The following is a 23,573-nucleotide window of genomic DNA, read 5'->3' on the forward strand; positions in this document are numbered from 1 at the left end:
GCCGCCCGCCCCCCGGCCGCACGCCGTCCGCCCGCGGCCCGGGTGTGGCCGGATCTGACCCCCGTAGTGCTCTGGCCCCCGTAGTGCGGGAGGCGACTGTGCAGACTGTCAAAGTTCGCCTCCGGGTTTTGTACACATGCGGCTCATGACGACTTCCCGGTGCGGGGCGATAGCCTTGGTCCCGTGATCAGCGCGATATCCCGCGGAGGCGACGTCGCCTCCGCCCCGCGCCCGGAGAACACGGTGCACACGAACCGTGCCGGGCGCCTCGCTGACGACTCTTCGCGGTGTGGACCGCGGAACGGATCACGGAGCCGATGCCACGAACATCTCAGGCATCAGGGGTATCGCGGACATCTGGGTCGGCCAATGGATTCGCCGGAAATGGCGGATAACCGCCCGCTCATCGCTCATCGCGGCATAACGTCGACATGGACCGGAGACCCCGCGTCGCGGCGTTACGTCACATCACTTCCTTCTACGTCACGCAACGGCGCGCGACAGGAGTCAGAGGACAATGCAGACCAAGCTGGACGAAGCCAAGGCCGAGCTGCTCGCGCGGGCCGCCCGGGTAGCTGAGAACAGCCCGGTCGGGGGGCGCCTGCCAACGGGAGCACCGACCGGGCCGACGGGCGGGAGCGACGCCATCGGGGGGCCCGGACCGGGCCGCACCGCCGAGGCCGACGGTTCCGGCAAGGCCGACGGTTCCACAAAGGCCGACCGCTCCGGCAAGGCCACCCGTCCCCCGAAGGCCGAAAGCGCAGCCCCGAAGGCCGAGAGCGCCGCCGCGAAGGCCGGAGGCGCAGCCGCCAGCCCCGGAAGCGCCGCCGAGGCCGAGGACGCCGCCGACGCCGACCAGGCGAAGGTGCTCGCGTTCCTCCAGCGCTACTACCTCCACACCGCCCCCGAGGACCTCACCGACCGCGACCCGGTCGACGTCTTCGGCGCCGCCTACTCCCACTACCGTCTGGCCGAGAACCGCCCCCAGGGCACGGCCAACGTCCGGGTGCACACCCCGACCGTCGAGGAGAACGGCTGGACGTGCAGCCACTCCGTCGTCGAGGTCGTGACCGACGACATGCCGTTCCTGGTGGACTCCGTCACCAACGAGCTGTCCCGGCAGGGGCGCGGCATCCACGTCGTCATCCACCCGCAGGTCGTGGTCCGCCGTGACGTCACCGGCAAGCTCCTGGAGGTACTCCCCGCGGGGGCGAACGGCCTCCCCGCGGGGGCGAACGGCGCCGAGCGCCCGCACGACGCGGTCACCGAGTCCTGGATCCACGTCGAGATCGACCGTGAGACCGACCGCTCCGACCTGAAGCAGATCACCGCCGACCTGCTGCGCATCCTGTCCGACGTCCGCGAGACGGTCGAGGACTGGGAGAAGATGCGCGACGCCGCGCTGCGCATCGCCGACGAGCTGCCGAAGGAGCCGACCGCCGACGACCTGCGCGACCAGGAGGTCGAGGAGGCCCGTGAGCTCCTGCGCTGGCTGGCAGCCGACCACTTCACCTTCCTCGGCTACCGCGAGTACGACCTGACGGAGGACGACTCCCTGGCCGCCGTGCCAGGCACCGGCCTCGGCATCCTGCGCGCCGACCCGCAGCACAGCGAGGACGACGACCACCACCCGGTCAGCCCGTCCTTCAACCGGCTGCCCGCCGACGCCCGCGCCAAGGCCCGCGAGCACAAGCTCCTGGTCCTGACGAAGGCCAACAGCCGCTCCACGGTGCACCGGCCCAGCTACCTCGACTACGTCGGCGTGAAGAAGTTCGACGAGCAGGGCAACGTCGTCGGTGAGCGCCGCTTCCTCGGCCTGTTCTCCTCGGCCGCGTACACCGAGTCCGTGCGCCGGGTGCCGGTCATCCGCCGCAAGGTCGCCGAGGTCCTCAGGGGCGCGGGCTTCTCGCCCAACAGCCACGACGGCCGGGACCTGCTCCAGATCCTGGAGACCTACCCCCGCGACGAGCTCTTCCAGACCCCGGCCGACCCGCTGCGGTCCATCGTCACCTCCGTGCTCTACCTCCAGGAGCGCCGCCGCCTCCGTCTCTACCTGCGCAAGGACGAGTACGGCCGCTACTACTCGGCGCTCGTCTACCTGCCCCGCGACCGCTACACCACGGGCGTGCGGCTGCGGATCATCGACATCCTCAAGGAGGAGCTGAACGGCGCCAGCGTCGACTTCACGGCCTGGAACACCGAGTCGATCCTCTCCCGCATCCACTTCGTCGTCCGCGTCCCCAAGGGCGGCGAGGTCCCCGACCTCTCCGACAGCGACGTCGAGCGCATCGAGGCCCGCCTGGTGGAGGCCGCCCGCTCCTGGGCCGACGGCTTCGGCGAGGCGCTGACCGCCGAGCTGGGCGAGGAGCGCGCCGCTGAGCTGCTGCGCCGCTACCAGCACGCGTTCCCCGAGGGCTACAAGGCCGACCACACGCCGCGCGCCGCGGTCGCCGACCTCGTCCACCTGGAGCGGCTGTCCAAGGACAGCCACAAGGACTTCGCGCTCAGCCTCTACGAGCCCGTGGGCGCCGCCCCCGACGAGCGCCGCTTCAAGATCTACCGGGCCGGTGCGCAGATCTCGCTGTCCGCCGTGCTGCCCGTCCTTCAGCGCCTGGGCGTGGAGGTCACCGACGAGCGGCCCTACGAGCTGCGCTGCTCGGACCGCACCAGCGCCTGGGTCTACGACTTCGGCCTGCGGATGCCGAAGGCGCAGAACGGCAACGGCGACTATCTGGGCGACGACGGCCGGGCCCGCTTCCAGGAGGCCTTCGCGGCCGCCTGGACCGGCGAGGCCGAGGTCGACGGCTTCAACTCCCTGGTCCTGCGCGCCGGACTGAACTGGCGCCAGGCGATGGTCCTGCGCGCCTACGCCAAGTACCTGCGCCAGGCGGGGTCCACCTTCAGCCAGGACTACATGGAGGACACCCTCCGCAACAACGTCCACACCACCCGGCTGCTCGTCTCGCTCTTCGAGGCCCGGATGTCCCCGGAGCGCCAGCGCGCGGGCACCGAGCTGACCGACGGGCTCCTGGAGGAGCTGGACGGCGCCCTGGACCAGGTCGCCTCCCTGGACGAGGACCGCATCCTGCGCTCCTTCCTCACCGTCATCAAGGCGACGCTGCGCACCAACTTCTTCCAGGAGGCGGCGGGCGGCAAGCCGCACGGCTATGTCTCCATGAAGTTCGACCCGCAGGCCATCCCCGACCTGCCGGCGCCGCGGCCCGCGTACGAGATCTGGGTGTACTCGCCGCGTGTCGAGGGCGTCCACCTGCGCTTCGGCAAGGTGGCGCGCGGCGGTCTGCGCTGGTCCGACCGGCGTGAGGACTTCCGTACGGAGATCCTCGGCCTGGTCAAGGCGCAGATGGTGAAGAACACCGTCATCGTGCCGGTGGGCGCCAAGGGCGGCTTCGTCGCCAAGCAGCTCCCCGACCCGTCCGTGGACCGTGACGCCTGGCTCGCGGAGGGTGTGGCCTGCTACAAGACGTTCATCTCGGCGCTGCTCGACATCACCGACAACCTCGTCGCGGGCGAGGTCGTGCCCCCGGCCGACGTCGTCAGGCACGACGAGGACGACACCTATCTGGTGGTCGCGGCCGACAAGGGCACGGCGACGTTCTCCGACATCGCCAACGAGGTCGCCCAGTCGTACAACTTCTGGCTCGGTGACGCCTTCGCCTCCGGCGGTTCCGCGGGTTACGACCACAAGGGCATGGGCATCACCGCCCGCGGCGCCTGGGAGTCCGTGAAGCGGCACTTCAGGGAGCTGGGCTGCGACACCCAGACCGAGGACTTCACCGTCGTCGGCGTCGGTGACATGTCCGGTGACGTGTTCGGCAACGGCATGCTGCTCTCGGAGCACATCCGCCTGGTCGCGGCCTTCGACCACCGGCACATCTTCATCGACCCGAACCCGGACGCGGCCACCTCGTACGCCGAGCGCCGCCGTCTCTTCGAGCTGCCGCGCTCCAGTTGGGCCGACTACAACAAGGAACTGCTCTCCGCGGGCGGCGGCATCTTCCCGCGCTCGGCCAAGGCCATCCAGCTCAACGCGCACATCCGCGAGGCGCTCGGCATCGAGTCCGGCGCCAAGATGACCCCGGCCGACCTGATGAAGGCCATCCTCAAGGCGCCGGTCGACCTGCTGTGGAACGGCGGCATCGGCACGTACGTGAAGTCGGGCACCGAGTCGCACACGGACGTCGGCGACAAGGCCAACGACGCCATCCGCGTCGACGGCGCCGAGCTGCGCGTGAAGGTCGTCGGCGAGGGCGGCAACCTCGGCCTCACCCAGCTCGGCCGGATCGAGTTCGCGCGGGCGGGCGGGCGCATCAACACCGACGCCATCGACAACAGCGCGGGCGTGGACACCTCCGACCACGAGGTGAACATCAAGATCCTCCTCAACGCCGTGGTGCAGGCCGGGGACATGACGGTCAAGCAGCGCAACAAGCTGCTCGCCGAGATGACCGACGAGGTCGGCCACCTCGTGCTGCGCAACAACTACGCGCAGAACACGGCGCTCTCCAACTCCGTCTTCGAGGCGCCCTCGCTGCTCCACGCCCACCAGCGCTTCATGCGGCGTCTGACCCGCGAGGGCCAGCTCAACCGGAACCTGGAGTTCCTGCCCACCGACCGGCAGATCCGCGAGCTGCTCAGCTCCGGCCGCGGCCTCGCACAGCCCGAGCTGGCCGTCCTGCTCGCCTACACGAAGATCGTGACGGCGGAGGAGCTGATCGAGACCACGCTGCCCGACGACGCGTACCTGCGCAGGCTGCTGCACGCGTACTTCCCGCAGCCGCTGCGTGAGAGGTTCCTCGACCAGATCGACGGCCACGCGCTGCGCCGCGAGATCATCACCACCGTCCTGGTCAACGACACGGTCAACTCCGGCGGTTCGACGTTCCTGCACCGCCTGCGCGAGGAGACCGGGGCGTCCCTGGAGGAGATCGTGCGGGCGCAGCTCGCCGCGCGGGAGATCTTCGGGTTCGGCGAGGTCTGGGACGCCGTGGAGTCGCTCGACAACGTCGTGGCCGCCGACGTCCAGACGCGGGTGCGGCTGCACTGCCGCCGGCTCGTCGAGCGGGGTACGCGCTGGCTGCTCAACAACCGGCCGCAGCCGCTGCAACTGGCCGAGACCATCGAGTTCTTCAGCGACGGCGTCGCCCAGGTGTGGGGCGAGCTGCCGAAGCTGATGCGCGGTTCCGACCTGGAGTGGTACGAGAACATCCGCGAGGAGCTGACCGCGGCGGGCGTGCCGGAAGAGCTTGCCCAGCGGGTCGCCGGATTCTCCTCGGCCTTCCCCTCGCTCGACATCGTCGCCGTCGCGGACCGCATGGGCAAGGAACCGATGGCCGTCGCCGAGGTGTACTACGACCTCGCGGACCGGCTGCGGATCACCCAGCTCATGGACCGGATCATCGAACTGCCGCGGGCCGACCGCTGGCAGTCGATGGCGCGGGCCTCGATCCGCGAGGACCTGTACGCGGCGCACGCCGCCCTCACGGCCGACGTGCTGGCCGTCGGGAACGGCGAGGCGACGCCCGAGCAGCGGTTCAAGGCGTGGGAGGAGAAGAACGCGGCGATCCTCAGCCGGGCCCGGACGACCCTGGAGGAGATCCAGGGCTCCGACGCCTTCGACCTGGCCAATCTGTCGGTGGCCATGCGGACGATGCGGACGCTGCTGCGCACGCACTCGTAACCGGGCGGCGGAGAACCGTTCGAACGTTGTACGTTTCCGGGGGCGCCCCGCACCTTGTGGTGCGGGGCGCCCCCGGTCCCGTTGGCGGCGTTTTCGGCGCCGTACGGGATACCCGCAGTCTGCGGAACGGGTGACGAGACTTGCCTTATGCCGTTAATTCGGGCATTTGGGCTACGGTAGATGAGATTGTCTGACGGACAGATCTGATGGACGGATCTGATGGACGGATCTGACGGGCAGATCGGTATCGAACCGTCGGCGTGGACGCCGGGAAGGTCGCAGGGTAGGCCGATGACAGAAGCAAGTCCGCCGACCGCGGCGGAGCGCGCGGCCCAGGTGCTCGGCGCCGGACGACTGCCCGCGGAGTGGGCCGCCACACCGCTGACCGTGGTCATGCCGACGTACAACGAGGCGGGGAACCTGCCCGGCATGGCCGACGCGCTGCTCGCCCTCGGGCTGCCGGGCCTGAGCCTGCTCGTCGTCGACGACTCCAGCCCCGACGGCACCGGCGAACTCGCCGAGGACTGCGCCCGGCGCCACCAGGAGACCACGGGCCACCGCCGCATGAGCGTGCTGCACCGCACCGAGAAGGACGGCCTCGGCCGGGCCTACGCAGCGGGCATGGCCAAGGCCGTCCAGGACGGCGCGCGCTACGTCCTGCAGATGGACGCCGACGGCAGCCACCCCGTGGAGAAGGTCGCCGAACTGCTCGGCGTCGCGCTCGCCACGGACGCCGGGGTCGTCGTCGGCAGCCGGTACGTGCAGGGCGGCACCCTCTCCGAAGCCTGGGGCGCCCACCGCAAGCTCCTCTCCCGCTGGGCCAACGCCTACGCGGGCACCATCCTCGGCACCCGCGTCCGCGACATCACCGGCGGCTTCAATCTGTGGCGTGCCGACGCCGTGCACGCCGTGGACCTCGCGAGCATCGACAGCGCGGGCTACAGCTTCCAGGTCGAGATGAAGTACCGCGCGCTGCGCCACGGCTTCGACGTCATGGAGGTCCCGATCCACTTCGAGGACCGCACCGTCGGCGAGTCCAAGATGAACCTGATGGTGCAACTGGAGTCCGTCGTCATGCCGTGGAAGCTGCGGGTACGTGCGGCGCAGGGTGCCCGCGGGGGCTCCGGGGCGGGGTCGTCCGTATGACGAGCGGCACACTGCACGAGGCACGGGCCGCCGCCCCCGGCACCGCCCCCGGCGTCGCCGTGCCGGACGTGGCGGCTCCGGTGGCCGTACCCCGCTTCCCCCTGGCCAAGCTGCGCCGCCTCTGCCTGGAGGTCGTCAAGTTCGGGGTCGTCGGCGGCAGCGGGGTCGCCGTCAACCTCGTCGTCTTCAACCTGCTCCTGCACGGCCTCGGCTCACGGCCCATGACGGCCACCGTCCTCGCGAGCTGCGTCGCCATGGGCACCAACTACCTCGGGTTCCGCTTCTTCGCCTACCGGGACCGCGCCTCGCGCAGCAAACGGCAGATCGCCCTGTTCTTCGCCTTCAGCGGCATCGGTGTGCTGATGGAGAGCCTGCTGTTCTACGCCGCCTACCACGGGGCAGGGCTGAGCGGGCCGCTCGGCTCGAACATCGCGAAGGCTCAGTCCATCGTGCTCGCCTCCGCGTTCCGCTTCCTGGTGTACCGGACGTGGGTGTTCAAGGACCGTGCCCACCATGACGCGCGGCGGCCGTAGCGGGAGCGACGCGCCGCCGGGGCACATAGGGGCGTCGGCCGCCGCGGCCGTCGCCGTCCTTCTCCTCCTCGCCGTCGTCGTCCGGCTGCCCTGGGCCGGTGACCTCGGCATCCACGCGGCGACGCTGGAGCGCCTGCGGCACGACCCGCTGCACCCCGGCGACCCCCTCGTCGACGCCGACGTGCCCAGCCCCTACTACTCCCCGTGGACGGTCCTCCTCGGCTGCCTCGCCAAGGCGACCGGCCTCGGCGTCTTCGCCGTCCTGCGGTTCGCGGCCCTTGCGGGCCTCGCCCTCCTCCTCACCGGCATCCGGCGCTTCGTCCGCACCCTGACCCCGCACCGGGCGGCCGTGCCCCTCGCCCTCCTCTGCGTCCTCTTCCTCTGGGGCCCGTCCCTCTTCGCGTGGAGCGGATTCCTCGGCCTGAACTCGCTGGCCCTGACGGTCTCGTACCCGAGTACGTTCGCCCTGGGCCTCGCCTTCCACCTCTGGGCGTGCCTGCGCGAGGCCCTCCGGGCGGACACGGCGGGCCCCGCGGTGTTCCTCGCCCTGGGGGCGCTGTGGGCGGTCGTCCTCCTGACCCACCAGTTCACCGGCGTGGTCGCTTCCCTCGGCGCGCTCGCGCTGCTGCTCGGCGCGCGACCGTGGCCGCGCCGCGCGACGCTGCTTCGGCTCGGCGCCGGTCTCGCCCTCGGCCTCGCGCTGCTCGCCGCCTGGCCCTACTACCCCTTCTTCGACCTCTTCGGCGCCGGCGGCGGCCTGGAGGAGATCCACCGCGCCCTCTACCGCGACCTCCCGGCCCGCTTCGGCCTCGCCCTCGTCGGCGTGGCCGCACTGGCTCTCCGCTTCCGCCGCGACCGCCGCGACCCCCTCGTCCTCTTCTTCGCCCTCGGCGCGCTGGTCTTCGCCGCGGGGGGCCTGAGCGGCCACTACTCCTGGGGCCGGGTGCTACCGGCGGCGCTGCTGCCCGCGCAGATCGCGGCGGGGGTGGAGGCGGCGGGCCTGGCGGCGGTACGCGGGGGCCGCGTCGGGCGGGCCCTGGCCGCCGCGTCCGCGGGGACCCTGACCCTGGCCCTCGCGGTCGGCGCGTGGACGCAGGCGGGCACGCTCGGCTACGTCCTTCCCCGGGCTGCGCTCCCTGCCGCCGTCGCCGCGAAGTACCGCCCGCCGTGGCCCGGTCACCGCTGGATCACCCCGCATGTGCGCTACGGCGACGTGGTTCTGGCCAAGACGTTCCCGGCCCGCCGGCTCCCGGCCTACGGCGCGTACACCGTGGCGCCCGGCTACCCGGACTTCTTTCTCCCCGACGAGGACGCGCGCGCCGCCGCTGTACGCCGCTACTTCGCGCCGAAGACGCCGCGCGCCGGGCGACTGGAGGTGCTGCGCCGGTACGGGGTGCGGTGGGTCGTGGCGTACCGCTCCGACGGCGGCCTGCCCGGCTCCGACCCCGCGCTGCGCAAGGTGGCGACCGGGCCCAGGGGGCAGGTGCTGTACGAGGTGCTGAGTCCGTCGGGCGGGGGCGGGGCGGGGCGCGCGGCGGCGGCAGAGGCACAGGGGCGGACATGAACTCACGGGCGGGATCGCGCCGCCGGGGACGATGTGCCGGTGCCGGTGCCGGTGCCGGTGCCGGTGCCGGTGCCGGTGCCCGTGTCCGCGGTCAGCGCAGCACGCTCCCCACCAGGCGCGCCGCCCTGCGCACGCGTGAGCCCTGCTCCCCGGCCACCCGGCGGGCCAGGGGCCCAAGGACGCGGGACGTCACGCCCACCGGGGCCCAGGTGAGCTGGAGGCGGCCCGCGCCGCGGCCCTCCGGTTCCGCCGTCACCCGGTGCGGGGCCGTGCCCGAGCGGTAGGGGACGCGGGCCGTGAGGCGGGGGAAGGCAAGGGGGGCGAGGAGTATGCCGCTGTTGCGCAGGCGGCCGTCGGTGAGCTGGATCAGCGGGTGGCGGGTGCCCGCGAAGCCGTCCGGCGGGACGGGGGCCCGGGAGAGGTCGAGGACGGCCTCGCCCTCGTAGACGCCGGGGCGTACCGGGTCGAGCCGGAAGCGGGTCGTCAGACGGCGGCGGCCCGGCGCCACGACGAGGCTCGCCACCTGCGGGCCCATAGGAAGCCTGCGGCCGGGGTCGTAGGTGCGGACCGTCAGAGCGAGGGCGGCTCCGGGGGCCGGTTCGAGGCGCGTGATCTCGTGCCGGAACTGCGCGCTCGGGAACGGCCGGGAGTCCAGACCGAGATCGGTGAGGTCGAGTTCGCGCCGGGCGGCGGGCGTGGCGGGTACTCGCGCGCCCCAGTAGACCCGCCCGTCGGCGTCCTCGGCCAGGGCGCGCGGCCCCACCCCGTGCCCGAGCCCCCGCGCCGCCACCTGCGCCTCGTCCAGGCGTCCGTCCCGTACCAGTTGCAGGACGACCCGTTCCGCTCGCGGCAGCCGCGCGTACGCGTCCTCGGAGAGGCCCGCCAGATAGGGGTTCACGATGTCGGCGAAGCCGCGCAGCCAGGTCTCGTCACGGAAGGGCAGGTCGCCCGCGTACATCCGGAAGTCGTGCTTGAGGAACTTGTAGTCCTTGGCGTCGCGCAGGCTCTGGTGGCCGCTCTGCTCCAGGAACGCGTCGATCAGGCCCTGCACGTGCACCCGGTCGCGTACATTGCTCAGCTTGTGCCGCTGGTTGGAGATGGACGCCGCCTCCGCCGCGCCGTACGGCTCTATGTACCAGCGGTACACCGGTTCGGGGATGACCGTGAACGCCTTCGCCAGGCAGTACGCCTGGGCCGAGAAGAGCTGGTCCTCGTAGTGGATGCCTTCGGGGAAGCGCAGCGCGTGGTCGTCGAGGAAGGACTTCCGGTACATCTTGCTCGTCGCCAAGTGCTCGAAGAGCAGGGCGGGTTCGGCTTCGATGCCCGCCACCGTGCGGTGTTCGGCGACCAGGTGGGGCATCCACGTCGAGGTGCGGCCGGTGTCGACCCGTACCCGTTCCACCGCGCCCATCACGAAGTCGACCGGGCGTTCGCCGTGGGCGGCGAGGAGTGACTCCACCGCCCGCTCCGGGAGTTCGTCGTCGCTGTCCAGGAACATCAGAAACGGGGCGCGCGCGATGTCGATCGCGCGGTTGCGCGGGGCGCTGCAGCCGCCGCTGTTCCGCGGCAGGCGGAGGTAGGTGACGCGGTCGTCGCGGGCGGCGAGCTCCCGTGCCACCCGGGGGGTGGCGTCCGTGGAGTGGTCGTCGCTGATGACGATCTCGATGTTCGGGTGGGACTGGCGCTGGAGCGAGGCCACGGCGCGCGGGAGGCGCTCGGCGTCGTTGTGGACGATGACGGTGACCGTCACATCGGGGGACGCGGGGGCGGGCGTCATCGGGTGGCCTCCTGCGGGGTGGGGGCGGGTGTCCGCCCGTCCAGCGGGGTGACGGGCGGCAGTGAATCCTCGGGCTCGCCGAGGAACACCCGGCGGACGACGCGCTCGGCGGCCCGCCCGTCGTCGAACTCGCAGAAGCGCCGCCGGAACGCCGCCCGCGCCTTCGCCGCCGCCCCGTCCCGCCAGGCGTCACAGGTGAGGATCCGGGTCAGTTCCTCCTGTGTACGGGCCACCGGTCCTGGCGCCTGTGACGGCAGGTCGAAGTAGACGCCGCGCGTCTTCGCGTACGTCTCCCAGTCGTCGGCGTAGATCACGATCGGGCGGTCCAGGTTGGCGTAGTCGAACATGATGGAGGAGTAGTCCGTGATCAGCGCGTCAGCCGCGAGGGCGAGGTCCTCCACCGGGTCGTACGTGGACACGTCGACGATGCGGCCGGAACGGCGCAGGCTCGGCAGGGGCGAGGCCGCGCCGCCGTAGAAGTAGTGGCCCCGCACCAGGAGCACGGTGTCCTCGCCGAGCCGGTCGGCGAGTGTCGCCAGGTCCAGGCGCGGCGTCCACGTCGCCTCGTAGTCGCGGTGCGTGGGCGCGTACAGCAGGGCGCGCTTGCCGGGGGCGATGCCGAGGCGCTCGCGGACCGCGCGGACGTCCGCGGCCGTCGCCGTGTAGTACACGTCGTTGCGCGGGTAGCCGTGGTCGAGCTCCACGTAGCGGGACTGGTAGGCGCGCTGCCACATCTGCGTGGAGTGGCTGTTGGACGAGACGCTGTAGTCCCAGCGGTCGACGCGTGCGAGCAGGTCGTGGAAGTTCAGGCCCTTGGCCGCCGCCGGGTAGTCGAGCTGGTCGAGGCCCATGCGCTTCAGGGGGGTGCCGTGGTGCGTCTGGAGGTGCACGGCGTCGGGACGCTTGACCACCGCGTTGGGGAAGTTGGCGTTGTTCACCAGGTACTTGGCCGTCGCGAGGACCCGCCAGTAGCGGCGCGTTCCCGGTACGACGTGGTCGGTGCCCGGCGGCAGCAGCGGCACGTTGTCGGCGGCGACGATCCACACCTGGTGGATGTGCGGGGCGAGTTCGGCGAGCTTCGCGGCGACGGCGGCCGGGTTGCAGGCGACGCCCCGGTCCCAGTACGCGGAGAACACGGCCAGGTTCGGGTCGATCGGACGTTTCAGGTCCTGGTGGTACTGAAGGTCACGGACCTTCCTGCCCACCGTCCGCCGGCTCCCCCTGACCGCCGAGCGCACCGTGCGGCGCCGCTGGTTCGCCGCCTGGAACACGCGGTACTTGGTGTACGCGTTCTCCTCCAGGAGGCGGCGGCGCATCCCTTCCAGGCCGCCGGGGCGCCGGTACCCGGGCGGCCGGAATTCCACCGCGGCCCGGGCGGCGCGGGCGAAGAACTCCCGCGCGGTGTCATCGGGCAGGGGCGCGCGGGCCACGGTGCGCAGGCTCGCGGTGACCATCGCGGCGTACAGCACGGCGCGCGGACCGGGGCCCGCGTCGTGCTCGGCGGCGAGGCGGAGCAGCCGCTCGTAGGTGTCGAGGAGCGCGAAGTGGTCGTCGGCCGTGACCGGCGGCAGGCTCTGCGCCCGCAACTGCCGGTCCTCCAGGGCCGCCTGGTCCAGGGCCGCGATCCGTCCCGCGGTGAGCAGCAGCGCGTACGCCGTGAACAGCTCGTCGTCCGTGGCGAGGCCCGCCCGCTGCCGGGACCGCCAGAAGTCCGCCCGTACGACGTGGGTGCCGAGCAGCGGTGTCACCTTCAGCAGGTCCGGGCAGTCCCCGAGGGACACCTCGCGGCGGCCCGGCTCGGCGAGGAAGCCGCCGTCGGGGCTCGGCATGCGGGAGTGCCGCCAGGTGGAGCGGACGTGATCGGTGAGCAGGACGTCCACTTCTTGCGGGGCGGCGGTTTCTTGCGGGGGCGCAGATTCTTGAGGGGCCGTAGATTCCGGCGGGGCCGCCATTTCCTGCGAGGCCACAGCCTCCTTCGAGGCCACAGCCTCCTGCGAGGCCGCCGTCTCCCGGAAGGCGGCCACCCGCTCGGCGACCGCCCGTGCCGCGAGCGCGGGGACGCTGTCCTTGCTGTGCACGAACTGAAGCCAGCGCCCCGTCGCCCGGTCCGCGCCCGCCGCGCGGGCCGTGCCGTCCGCGGTGCCGTCGGGCAGCGCGACGAGGGTGACGTACGGGTGCCGTTCCGCGGCCTGGCGGGCGGAGTCGCCGACGGCCGCGACGACGACCTCCACCGCGGGCGCGGCGTCCGCGAGGGCCGCGAGGCTCTCCGCGAGGTGCCCCTGTACGTTGCGGCCGTACACCACGACGCTCAGCTCCGGCATCCCTGCTCCAGCCTCTCTGCTGCCTCTGTCGTCGGCTCGGCCGTCGGCTCTGCCAACGCTGCTAAACGCTCCCATAGTGTAAGGATCTGCTTATTGGCGCGACAAAAGGGGCAAGGATCTCAGCTCCTGCCGCCGGTGAACCGCTCGTACTCCTTCATGACCTCCGCCGTCGGGCCGTCCAGGCGCAGCTCCCCGTGTTCCAGCCACAGCACGCGGTCGCAGGTGTCCCGGATCGACTTGTTGTTGTGGCTGACGAGGAAGACCGTCCCCGCGCGCTCGCGCAGCGCGCGGACGCGGGCCTGGGAGCGCTGCTGGAAGGCGCGGTCGCCGGTGGCCAGGGCCTCGTCGATCAGCAGGACGTCGTGGTCCTTGGCGGCACCGATGGAGAAGCGCAGGCGCGCGGCCATGCCGGAGGAGTAGGTGCGCATCGGCAGCGAGCTGAAGTCGCCCTTGTCGTCGATCCCGGAGAAGTCGACGATGCCCGCGCCGCGCTCCCGGGTCTCCTCGCGGGACATCCCCATCGCGAGGCAGCCGAGCCGGACGTTGCGCTCGCCGGTGAGGTCGTTCATCAGGGCCGCGTTGACGCCGAGCAGCGAGGGCTGCCCCTCGGTGTAGATCCGGCCGCGCTCGACCGGCAGCAGGCCCGCGACCGCCTTCAGGAGCGTGGACTTGCCGGAGCCGTTGGTGCCGACGAGCCCGATGGCCTCGCCGCGCAGGGCGGTGAAGGACACCCCGCGGACGGCGTGCACCGTACGCACCCCGGCCTCCGCGCCGCCCCGGCGCCGCAGGACGCGGCCGAGGGCCGCGGTCGCCGCGCCCCGGGCGGTGGCCGCGCCGGAGCCGTGCACGCGGTACACGATGTCGACGGCGTCGACGACGACGGTCGGCGCGGGGGGCTCGTGCGTGCGGGGCGTGCTCGCCCCCGGGGTCGCGTCAGCCGCGGCCATATGTCTCCTCCGCCTTCCAGAAGTAGAGGAATCCGCCCACCCCCGCGATCAGCGCCCAGCCCGTGGCCCACGCCCACACGTGCGGCGGGAGCCGGTCGGCGTGGAAGCTGTCGATGAGCGCGAACCGCATGAGGTCGATGTAGACGGCCGCCGGGTTGGCCTCAAGGAGCACGGTGACCGCGCGCGGCAGATCCCTGTCGGCCAGGACCTTGTCGATGCTCCACATCACCCCGGACGCGTACATCCAGGTCCGCAGCACGAACGGCATCAACTGCGCGATGTCAGGCGTCCTCGCGCCGAGGCGGGCGAGGGCGAGCGCGAGGCCCGCGTTGAAGACGAACTGCAGGGTGAGCGCGGGCAGGACCAGGAGCCAGGAGGCGCTGGGCGGCACCCCGAAGCAGAGCAGGATCGCGAGCAGCGCGCCCAGCGAGAACAGGAGCTGCTGGAGCTGTTGCAGGCAGTACGAGATCGGCAGCGCGGCCCGCGGGAAGTGCAGGGCGCGCACCAGACCGAGGCTGCCGGAGACGGCGCGGGTGCCCGCGAGGGCGGACTGCTGCGTGAAGGTGAACACGAAGACGCCCGTGACCAGGAACGGCACATAGTCCGGCACGTCGTGCTTGGTGTCCATCAGGACGCCGAAGATGAAGTAGTAGACGGCCGCGTTGAGCAGCGGTGTCAGCACCTGCCAGAGCTGGCCGAGCTTCGCCCGGCTGTACTGGGCGGTGAGCTTGGCCGTGGCGAACGCGGTGATGAAGTGGCGCCGCCGCCACAGTTCGCGCACATAGGCGGGCAGGGAGGGGCGGGCGCCGCTGACGGTCAGGCCGTGGCGGGCGGCGAGGGCCGCCGCGGACTCCGCCGGCGGCTCCGCCGTGGGCGGTTTGTCGAGTACGAGGGTCACGGCCGTTGCTTCCGCTCGGGGACGTGGGAGGGCGGCGGCACGGTGCGATGTCACGCAGGTTCACATCGGAACACGTGGGTTCACATCGAACACGCGGGTTCACGCCGGAACACGTCGGGACGGGACCGTATCGTCGTCACGCAGACAGTAGGACGCCGCGACGTCGGAACGCAACCGTTTCGTCGTCACGTCCTATGCTGTCCTCATGACGACGCGTGACAGAGAGCCCGGGGAAAGCGGGAAAAAGCCCGGTGACCGGGGCCGCAGGGCGCCCGCGGGGGCCGCCGTGCTGCGCGAGGACGTGACGGAGGCCATCCGCGCCGCCGTCTTCGAGGAGCTCGCGGCGGTGGGGTACGCGCGCATGTCCATCGAGGGCATCGCGCGCCGCGCGGGCGTCGGCAAGACGGCCGTCTACCGCCGCTGGCGTTCCAAGCTGCACCTGGTGCTCGACCTGGTGTCGGCGCTCGCGGTCCAGGGCCTGCCCACGCCGGACACCGGCACCCTGGAGGGCGATCTGCGCCTGCTGTACGAGGTGACGTCGCGCGCGCTGCGCCACCCCGTCGCCTCCCAGGTCGTCCCCGACCTCCAGGCGGAGGCGGCCCGCAACCCCGACATCGAGGCGGCCCTGCAGAAGGCGCTGCGCGAGGGGCAGTACGGCGTGGCGAGCGGCATCGTCGCGCAGGCCGTGGCGCGGGGCGAACTGCGCGCGGGCCTGAGCGGCACGGACGAGGCCCTTGCCCTGGACCTGATGTCGGGGCCGCTGTACTGGCGGGCGGTCGTGGTGCGCGGCGAACTGCCCGAGGGGTATCTGGAAGGACTGGCCAGGGCGACGGCGGCGGCGCTCAACGCGCTGTGAGCCCCCTCGCGCTCAACGCGCGGTCAGCTACGGCTGCCTCTCCCGGGTCAGCACGAGGACCGTGATCGAGCCGATCACGGCGCAGCCCGTGGTGATGCTCACGGCCAGTTCCGTCGCCCCGCTGAACGCGACGCTGCTGAAGGCGTTGAAGACGATGGCGACAGCGAGCACGAACCAGAGGACGGCCTTCATGGCGGGGACCTTTCGGGGTACGGACTTTCGTTCGTGGCCCACTCTGCCCGCACCGCCCGCGATGATCGAGGGGGCACCCACCCTGGCCGGTGGTGTAGCGCGCTCCACCACCGGGCCGGTGGCACACCCACCCGTGCCCGCGCGGGGGCTCGCATAGCCTGAGGGGCATGCGAGAGACGATCGAGCGGGCGGACCGCGCCTCCATGCAACTGCTCCTCGGCGCGGGCCTCGCCCTCCTCTCGTACGTGTTCGTCGGCGTCCTGCTCTTCACCGCCGTCGCCTCGCTCATCGTGATCGGCCTGGGCGTGCTGCCGGAGACGGTCCTGATGCTGCGCCGCATCGCCGGCTACAAGCGGCGCCAGGTCGCCCAGTGGTCGGGCACCCGGATCCCCGAGGCGTACACGCCGCTGACCGGCACCCTCGTGGAGCGGGTGCGCAAGGCGGTCAAGGACCCCGGCACCTACCGGGACCTGCGCTGGCTCGTCGTCCACTTCGTCTACGGCCTGCTGCTGCTGTACGTGGCGCTGCCGCTGTGGGTGATCGGTGTGATCGTCGACGGCGTGTGGTGCGGGCTGCTCCGCCGCGGGGCCGTCGTGCTCCCGCTGATCGTGCGCCTCGCCGAACTCGACGCGCGCTGGTCGCGGGCGCTGCTCAAGCCGTCGCCCGAGGCCGAGCGCAACGCCGAACTGGCCGAGCGGGTCGAGGAGCTGACGGAGACCAGGGCGGGCGCGGTGGCCGCGCACGGCGCCGAACTGCGCCGCATCGAGCGGGATCTGCACGACGGCACCCAGGCGCGGCTCGTCGCCCTGTCCATGCGGGTCGGTCTGGCCAAGCGGGCCTACGACCGGGGCGGCACCGACCCCGATACGGTACGCAGACTCCTCGACGACGCGCAGGACCAGGCCGAGGAGGCCCTGACCGAACTGCGGCACGTCGTGCGCGGCATCCACCCGCCCATCCTGACCGACCGCGGACTCCTCGGCGCGGTACGGGCCTTGGCCGCGAGCAGCGGCCTTGAGGTGTCCGTACGGGACGACGGCGTGGAGGGCGGCGCGCGGGCGCCCGCCGCGGTGGAGGCCGCCGCGTACTTCGTGGTGGCCGAGGCCCTGACGAACGCCGCCAAGCACAGCGGGGCGCGCGGGGCCGGGGTCGAACTGGCCCGCACACCCCGCGGCCTGCGGCTGTGCGTACGGGACGAGGGCAGCGGCGGCGCCGACGAGTCGGGCGGCAGCGGGCTGCTCGGCATGCGGCGCAGGGTCGCGGCCCTGGACGGGACCATGGATGTGACGAGCCCCGCCGGGGGGCCGACCGAGATCGGGGTGGAGCTGCCGTGCGTGTGGTGATCGCGGAGGACAACGCGTTGCTGCGGGAGGGGCTCGTGCTGCTCCTGACATCGGCGGGGCACGAGGTGGCGGCCGTCGCGACCACCGGACCCGAGATCCTGCCCGCCCTCCTGGAACACCGGCCCGACGTGGCCGTCCTCGACGTCCGGATGCCGCCCGGCTTCCGCGACGAGGGGCTGCGCGCGGCCATCGACGCCCGCAGGCAACTGCCGGGCCTTCCCGTCCTCGTCCTGTCCCAGTACGTCGAGGAGACGTACGCGGCCGAGCTGCTCGGCGGTGACGCGAGCGGTGTCGGCTATCTCCTGAAGGACCGCGTCGGCCGGGTCGACGCGTTCCTCGACGCCCTGGAGCGCGTCGCCACGGGCGGCACCGCGCTCGACCCGGAGGTCGTCACCGAGCTTCTGACGCGGCGCGCCGACGACCCCCTGGACTCGCTCACGCCGCGCGAGCGCGAGGTGCTGCACCTCATGGCCGAGGGCCGCGACAACACCACCATCGCGGCCACCCTGGTCGTCTCCGAACGCGCGGTCAGCAAGCACATCGGGAACGTCTTCCTGAAGCTGGGCCTGCCGCCCAGCGACAGCGGGCACCGGCGGGTGCTCGCTGTCCTCGCCTATCTCAACAAGGCCTGACCGAGGGGGTATCGAGGCCTGTCCGGGGCGCGGCCCGCGCCCCCACCCCCTCACCCCGTCGGGTACCGCCCCCGCAGCACCCGCCGCACCGGCGGCACCGTCCCCGCCAGGGCCGTCGCCGCGACCACGCCGACGATCAGCGCGGCCTGGGCGGGCGGCAGGTAGGGCAGGGCGCCCGCGAAGGCCAGGCTGAAGGCGAGCAGCGGGACCAGGGCGACGGCGGCGCCCACCACCAGGCCGGTGACGGCGACCGCGGCTGCCTCCGCGTGCAGCATCCGGCGCAACTGGGAGCGGGCCGCTCCGGCCCTGCGCAGGAGGGTGAGTTCGGGGCGGCGGCCGACCGCGATCAGCGAGAGTGTGCTGAGGACGGCGATGACGGTGAAGGCGCCGATCGCGCCGACCGCCGCCCCGGTCACCACTTCGCCCAGGGCCTGGTCCTCGGGTTCGACGCGCACCGCGTCCCGTACGGCCGCCGCGTCCCGGTGCGCGCGGGCGCCCGGCACGGCCGCGCCCACCGCACGGAGCGTGCGGGCCGTGCCGTCCGTCGCCACCAGGACCCGGGCCTGCCCGGCGCCGGACGCGTGCCGCAGGACCTCGTCGCGGGCGAGCAGGAAGTCCCCGGTGCCGAGGCCCCGTCCGTAGACCGCGGCCACCCGCAGCCGCCCTTCGGCGCCGTCGCCGAAGCGCAGCCGCACCGTCGAGCCCGGCTCGGCGTCCAGGGCGCGCGCCCGGTCCGTGGAGAGGGCGACGGTGCCGGGGCGCAGGCCCGCCAGGTCGCCTTCGCGGACGTCGGGGTCCAGGGTGCGGGTCAGGCGCTCCGGCGTGACGCCGAGCACCGGCAGGCGTTCGAGCTTCGGTTCGCCCGCCTCCTTGCCCGCGAGCACCACCGTGCTGCGCACGACCAGCGTCGCGCCCGACACCCCGGGCAGGGCCCTGATCCGCTCCAGGGCGCCGCGCGGGAGCCCGCCTTCGGCCCGTACCACCACGTCCGCGCGGGCGGCGTCCCGTACCTGGGCCCGGGCCTCGTGCGTCAGGGTGGCGCCCGCCGCGAGCTGCACCAGGGCGAACGCGGTGACCAGGACGACGGGGGTGATCGCGGCGCCCAGACGGGTCGCCGCCGCCGTGCAGTTGGCGGCCGCGAGCCGGCCGCCGGGGCCGCCGAAGCGGCGCATCGGCGCGCCGAGCACCCGCATCGCGCCCGTCGCGATCCACGGGCCGAGCACCGCGCACGCGATCACCATGAGGACCGCGGCGGCACTCGCTGCCGCCGCCGCGGCCTGCCCGCCCTGGAGCGTCGCCGTTCCCGCGGAGCTGACACCGAGGCCGAGCAGCACAAGGCCCGTGATGCGGCGCGGAGTTCCCGGCGGTGACTCGCGCAGCGCCTGCGCGGGCCGCACCTTCGCCGTGCGACCGCAGGCGATCAGCGCCGAGAGCCGGGCGACGAGTACGGTGACGCCCGCCGTGACCAGCGGTGCCGCCACCAGCCAGGGCGGGAAGGGCAGCACGAGGCCTGCCGGCACCGCACCGCGTGCGTCAAGGAGCGCGCGCAGCACCAGATGCGCGGGCACGGCGAGGACGGCGCCCACCGCGGCCGCCGCCACCGCGACACGCCCCACCTCGCGGCCCACCGCGCCCCGCAACTGCCGGGGCGTCGCGCCCACGGCCCGCAACAGGCCCAGCTCGTGGCCGCGTTGGCGCAGCGCCTGCACGACCGTCGACGACACCACAAGGACGGCGATCAGCGTCATCGTCCCCGCGACCGCCCCGAGGATCTCCAGGAGGGTGCCGCGCGCCGGGGACGCCGTCAGGTCCTCCGCGGCCCCGCGGCCGTCGCCGGTGAGCACCCGAAGCCCCGCCGCGTCGCCCTTCGCCCGTACCCCGGTGCCGCGGAGACCGGCCTCGTCCACGGCGTCCCGCACCCGCCCGTGCAACGCGCCGGTGCCGACGCCCTCTTCGGCCACGACGCCGACGGCGTCCACCGTGCCCGCGTGCCCGGCGAGGCGGCGCGCCTCGCCGCCGGTGAAGTAGACCGCCGCACGCGGCCCGTCCGCGACGCCCACCACCCGGTACGTCCGGTCGGCCCCGTCGACCCGCAACGCGACCCGGCCGCCGACCGCGTGCACGGGACGCGCGCCGCGCCCCACCACGACCTCACCCGCCCGCTGCGGTTCCCGTCCGTCCCGCAGCGCGTACGGCGCGAGGCGGGCCGCGTCCCAGGGGCGGCCGGTGGCGGCGGTGCCCGCGAGGCCCACAGGGAACACCCGGTCGGCGATCGCCGCCCGCACGCCCGGCACCCGGCGCACCACGTCGAGCGCGCGCTCGGGCACCCGCACCCGTTCCGTCAGGCCCGCCGTCGCCGTCTCCGGTTCCGAGCCCCACGGCTTGGCGGTGTAGCGGGTGTTCTGGTCACCGGCGACCACGAGGTCGGCCGCCGCGTAGCGCTCCACGCGCGCGTGGCCGAGCGCCGCCGACGTCACGGCGAGCGCGAAGGCGCCGAGCAGCGTGGACGTCAGCACGAGCGCCGCGAACACCGCGGCCCACGCCTTCCGATGCGCACGCGCCCCGCGGGCGGCGAGCAACGCGACAACGCCCCCACCACCCCGCCTGCCCGCCGCCGTCCCCGCCGCCGAGGTACCCCGCGTCCCGCTCACGCCGCCACCACCGTCCGACCGCTCCCCAGTTGCCGCATCACCGCGTGCACCCGCTCGGCGTCCGGTGCGCCGAGGGCGGCGACCACGCGGCCCTGGGCGAGGAAGACCGCCTCGTCGCACCAGGCGGCCGCCGTTGGGTCGTGCGTCACCATGACGACCGTGTGGCCGTCCCTGTCGACCGCTCCTCGGAGCAGGGTGAGGACGTCGTGGGCGGTCGACGGGTCCAGGGCGCCGGTGGGCTCGTCGGCGAAGATCACGGCCGGGTCGGTGACCAGGGCGCGGGCTATCGCGACGCGCTGCTGCTGGCCGCCGGAGAGTTCGGCGGGGCGGTCGCCGGTGCGGTCGCCGAGGCCGACGGCGGCCAGGGCCACGGCCGCGCGGGCGCTCACCCCGGCCGTCGCGCCGCCGAGCATCAGCGGCAGCGCCACGTTCTCGCCGACGCTGAGCGACGGCACGAGGTTGTGGGCCTGGAAGACGAAGCCGATCCGCTCCCGGCGCAGTCGCGTCAGCTCGGCCTCCGGCAGGGCGCCGATCCCGACGCCCTGCACCCGGACGGTGCCGGACGTCGGCCGGTCGAGCCCGGCCGCGCACTGCAGGAGCGTCGACTTGCCGGAGCCCGAGGGGCCCATGACGGCGAGGAACCGGCCCCGGGGCACCACCAGGTCGACCGGGTGCAGCGCGACGACCTCACCCCCGCGGTACGTACGCCCGACCCCGTCGAGGACGAGCGCGTCGCTCCCCGCCCGTTCCGTGGCCGCCTTCCGCGCAGGACCGCGCCGCCCGAACATCCCGTACGCCCTCTCCATGACCCCCGCGGCCCGCGCCGCCCGTCACCGAGAACGCTAGGAATCCGGGCCCGGGGGCCACGAGAGGGCGCGCACCCGAAGCGGGGGTGGAGCCTGCTACACCCCCGCCGAGCAGCGGCGCCCGGCGGGTTGCGTCAGGCGGGCCTGCGCAACACCTCCACCAGCGCCGCGATGCTCTGCTCGGCGCGCCCCTCGGCGACCGCCCGCTCCAGAAGCGCGTGCATCGGCGCGTGCCAGCTCACGTCGAGACCGGCCTCGGCCGCGACCTCGGTGTCACCGGGGATGCCCGCGTGGAAGATGCCGACGGACGACTGGGGCGCGCTGTAGTCGCCGCGGTCGATCTCCGCCGCGAACTGCGGGAGCAGGGAGTTGATCATCTCCAGCCACTTCACCGTGTACGGGACCAGCGTGCTCGCCTCCAGGCCGCGCGCCGTGACCAGTGCCGCGCCCTGGAGGAAGCCGAGCAGCGCGGGCAGCAGCGTGCCGCCCACGGCGGACTCGTACAGGGCCGCGAGGTCGGGGTCGGTGCCCAGGTGCACGGTGTCGCCGCCCATGACCCGCAGCGTGGCCTCGTGCTCGTCGAAGACGGCCCGGTCGCCGCTGTAGTAGAGCAGGGTGTCGGGCGCGCCCACGGCCGCGGGTACGTTCTTGACGGCGCCGTCGAGGAAGCGCGCACCGTGACCGAGAGCCCAGTCGGCCATCGCCCGGGCACCGGCGGGGGTACCGGAGTTGACGGTGACCAGGGTCCGTCCCGCGAGCGCGGACGCGGCGGGCCCCAGGGCCGCGAGGGTCGCCTCGTACGTCGTCAGACAGGCGATCGTCAGCGGGCTCGCGGCGATGGCGTCCCGGATGTCCACGGCGTGCACCGCGCCCCGCTCGACGAGCGGTGCGGCCTTGTCCTGGGTGCGGTTCCACACGGTGACGGGGTGCCCGGCCGCGAGGTACGCCGACGCCAGCGCCGCGCCCATCGCGCCGAGTCCGACCAGGGTCACGGGTGTACGGGCGTGCGCGGGCATGGCTGCTCCCAAGGGGGCGAGGGACGGTGGGGTGGCGAGGTGTCGCTCGCCGCCCCTCAAGCCTGGTGCCCGCCGTGCTACCGCTCAAGTACCGACTATTCGGTGCGGTACTTACCTCTCGGTGCGTGCCTGCCGCCGCGCCCCCGGGTGCAGCCGCGTCCAGCCCGCCCACGCCGACTCCACCATCTCCCGCACGTCCCGCTTCGCTGACCAGCCGAGCTCGGCGGCCACCCGGTCCGCCGCGGCGACCACGCGCGCCGGGTCGCCCGCGCGCCGCTCGGTGACCGCGGCCGGGATGTCGTACCCGGTGACCTCCGCGATCAGGTCGACCATCGCGCGCACCGAAACGCCCTCGCCGCGGCCGACGTTGAGGGTCAGGTCGGTGGCGCCGGGGGATTCCGTGAGCCGCCGGGCGGCGGCCACGTGGGCCTCGGCGAGATCCGTGACGTGGATGTAGTCGCGTACGCAGGTGCCGTCGGGCGTCGGATAGTCGGCGCCGAAGATCCGCGGGGCCTCGCCGGCGGTGAGCCTCTCGAAGACCATCGGCACCAGGTTGAAGACGCCGGTGTCGGCGAGGTCGGGGCTCTTCGCGCCCGCCACGTTGAAGTACCGCAGGCACGCCGTGCGCAGGCCCGTGGCACGGCCCACCGCGCGGGTCAGCCACTCGCCCGCCAGCTTCGTCTCACCGTACGGACTCATCGGCACGCAGGGCGTGTCCTCGGTGACCAGGTCCACGTCGGGCATGCCGTACACGGCGGCCGAGGAGGACAGGACGAACGACGGCACCGCCGCGTCCGTGACCGCGTCGAGGAGGACCCTGAGGCCCTCGATGTTCTCCCGGTAGTAGCGCAGGGGCTGCTCGACGGACTCGCCGACCTGCTTCTTCGCCGCCAGGTGGATGACACCGGCCACCTCGTGGTCCCGCAGGGTGCGCGCGACGAGGTCCGCGTCCAGGGTCGAGCCGACGACGAGGGGCACGCCGTCGGGCACGCGCTCGGCGAAGCCCGACGACAGGTCGTCGTAGACCACCGTCCGCTCGCCCGCCTCCGCCATGGCGCGCACGACGTGCCCTCCGATGTATCCCGCGCCGCCGGTGATCAGCCAGGTCATGGTCAGCTCGTCCCGTCGTGTCGTCGTGTCGGTCGTGTCGTGCCGGTGGTGGGCGCACCCCGGACATCCCGGACGTGCAGTCT

16 protein-coding genes are annotated in these 23,573 nt (G+C 73.3%); 7 read left to right on the forward strand and 9 right to left on the reverse strand.

Translation table 11 applies throughout. The annotated features are described in order from the left end of the window. Positions 1–517: 517 nt before the first annotated feature. The 4 genes from IG78_RS0129585 to IG78_RS0129600 all read left to right on the forward strand — a co-directional run bounded on the left by IG78_RS0129585 (position 518) and on the right by IG78_RS0129600 (position 8,941). A complete protein-coding gene (locus IG78_RS0129585) occupies positions 518–5,698 on the forward strand; it encodes an NAD-glutamate dehydrogenase (RefSeq protein ID WP_030568604.1) in 5,181 nt (1,726 codons plus the stop codon). 291 nt (positions 5,699–5,989) lie between these two features. After that, complete coding sequence (locus tag IG78_RS42870) at positions 5,990–6,844, forward strand: polyprenol monophosphomannose synthase (RefSeq protein WP_199813325.1); 855 nt, start codon at positions 5,990–5,992, stop codon at positions 6,842–6,844. After that, complete coding sequence (locus tag IG78_RS0129595) at positions 6,841–7,377, forward strand: GtrA family protein (RefSeq protein WP_030568608.1); 537 nt, start codon at positions 6,841–6,843, stop codon at positions 7,375–7,377. The genes IG78_RS42870 and IG78_RS0129595 overlap by 4 nt, the downstream gene beginning before the upstream one ends. After that, the gene (locus tag IG78_RS0129600) at positions 7,358–8,941 is read left to right on the forward strand and encodes a hypothetical protein (protein WP_051853039.1); all 1,584 of its coding nucleotides are present in this window, start codon (positions 7,358–7,360) and stop codon (positions 8,939–8,941) included. Before IG78_RS0129595 ends, IG78_RS0129600 begins: the two co-directional genes overlap by 20 nt. Positions 8,942–9,032: 91 nt before the next feature. Here IG78_RS0129600 and IG78_RS0129605 read toward each other — a convergent pair whose 3' ends face one another. The 4 genes from IG78_RS0129605 to IG78_RS0129620 all read right to left on the reverse strand — a co-directional run bounded on the left by IG78_RS0129605 (position 9,033) and on the right by IG78_RS0129620 (position 14,884). Further along, on the reverse strand, positions 9,033–10,718 hold the full coding sequence (locus IG78_RS0129605) for a glycosyltransferase family 2 protein (protein ID WP_030568610.1): 1,686 nt from the start codon (positions 10,716–10,718) through the stop codon (positions 9,033–9,035). After that, positions 10,715–13,039, reverse strand: coding sequence for a CDP-glycerol glycerophosphotransferase family protein (locus IG78_RS0129610; RefSeq protein WP_030568611.1), 2,325 nt, complete (start codon positions 13,037–13,039; stop codon positions 10,715–10,717). The genes IG78_RS0129605 and IG78_RS0129610 overlap by 4 nt, the downstream gene beginning before the upstream one ends. 119 nt (positions 13,040–13,158) lie before the next feature. Continuing rightward, positions 13,159–13,986, reverse strand: a complete 828-nt coding sequence (locus tag IG78_RS0129615; protein ID WP_030568612.1) for an ABC transporter ATP-binding protein — start codon at positions 13,984–13,986, stop codon at positions 13,159–13,161. After that, on the reverse strand, positions 13,973–14,884 hold the full coding sequence (locus IG78_RS0129620; RefSeq protein ID WP_030568613.1) for an ABC transporter permease: 912 nt from the start codon (positions 14,882–14,884) through the stop codon (positions 13,973–13,975). The genes IG78_RS0129615 and IG78_RS0129620 overlap by 14 nt, the downstream gene beginning before the upstream one ends. A gap of 205 nt (positions 14,885–15,089) precedes the next feature. Between IG78_RS0129620 and IG78_RS0129625 the strand changes: the two genes are divergently transcribed. Further along, positions 15,090–15,740 carry a TetR/AcrR family transcriptional regulator gene (locus IG78_RS0129625; RefSeq protein ID WP_030568614.1) on the forward strand — a complete coding sequence of 217 codons (651 nt, stop codon included), beginning with the start codon at positions 15,090–15,092 and terminating at the stop codon, positions 15,738–15,740. Between the two features lie 27 nt (positions 15,741–15,767). Here IG78_RS0129625 and IG78_RS50315 read toward each other — a convergent pair whose 3' ends face one another. Continuing rightward, entirely contained in the window at positions 15,768–15,932 is a 165-nt protein-coding gene (locus IG78_RS50315) for a hypothetical protein (protein ID WP_169749726.1), read from the reverse strand. A 167-nt stretch (positions 15,933–16,099) separates the two neighbouring features. On the opposite strand from IG78_RS50315, the gene IG78_RS0129635 reads away from it, so the two are divergent. Together IG78_RS0129635 and IG78_RS0129640 are read left to right on the forward strand one after the other, a co-directional pair. Continuing rightward, the gene (locus IG78_RS0129635) at positions 16,100–17,275 is read left to right on the forward strand and encodes a sensor histidine kinase (RefSeq protein WP_030568615.1); all 1,176 of its coding nucleotides are present in this window, start codon (positions 16,100–16,102) and stop codon (positions 17,273–17,275) included. Continuing rightward, positions 17,263–17,907, forward strand: coding sequence for a LuxR C-terminal-related transcriptional regulator (locus IG78_RS0129640; protein WP_030568618.1), 645 nt, complete (start codon positions 17,263–17,265; stop codon positions 17,905–17,907). The genes IG78_RS0129635 and IG78_RS0129640 overlap by 13 nt, the downstream gene beginning before the upstream one ends. Before the next feature lie 50 nt (positions 17,908–17,957). Here IG78_RS0129640 and IG78_RS0129645 read toward each other — a convergent pair whose 3' ends face one another. The 4 genes from IG78_RS0129645 to galE form a co-directional block, all read right to left on the reverse strand. Next, entirely contained in the window at positions 17,958–20,558 is a 2,601-nt protein-coding gene (locus IG78_RS0129645; protein WP_225882272.1) for an FtsX-like permease family protein, read from the reverse strand. Continuing rightward, positions 20,555–21,364 (reverse strand): ABC transporter ATP-binding protein, encoded by an 810-nt coding sequence (locus IG78_RS0129650; protein ID WP_078965693.1) that lies wholly within the window; start codon positions 21,362–21,364, stop codon positions 20,555–20,557. The genes IG78_RS0129645 and IG78_RS0129650 overlap by 4 nt, the downstream gene beginning before the upstream one ends. A 134-nt stretch (positions 21,365–21,498) precedes the next feature. Continuing rightward, positions 21,499–22,380 carry an NAD(P)-dependent oxidoreductase gene (locus IG78_RS0129655; RefSeq protein WP_030568623.1) on the reverse strand — a complete coding sequence of 294 codons (882 nt, stop codon included), beginning with the start codon at positions 22,378–22,380 and terminating at the stop codon, positions 21,499–21,501. A gap of 111 nt (positions 22,381–22,491) precedes the next feature. Further along, the gene (gene galE / locus IG78_RS0129660; protein ID WP_030568625.1) at positions 22,492–23,490 is read right to left on the reverse strand and encodes a UDP-glucose 4-epimerase GalE; all 999 of its coding nucleotides are present in this window, start codon (positions 23,488–23,490) and stop codon (positions 22,492–22,494) included. Positions 23,491–23,573 lie beyond the last annotated feature (83 nt).

This window comes from Streptomyces aureocirculatus (assembly GCF_000720475.1).
Lineage (GTDB): Bacteria > Actinomycetota > Actinomycetes > Streptomycetales > Streptomycetaceae > Streptomyces > Streptomyces aureocirculatus.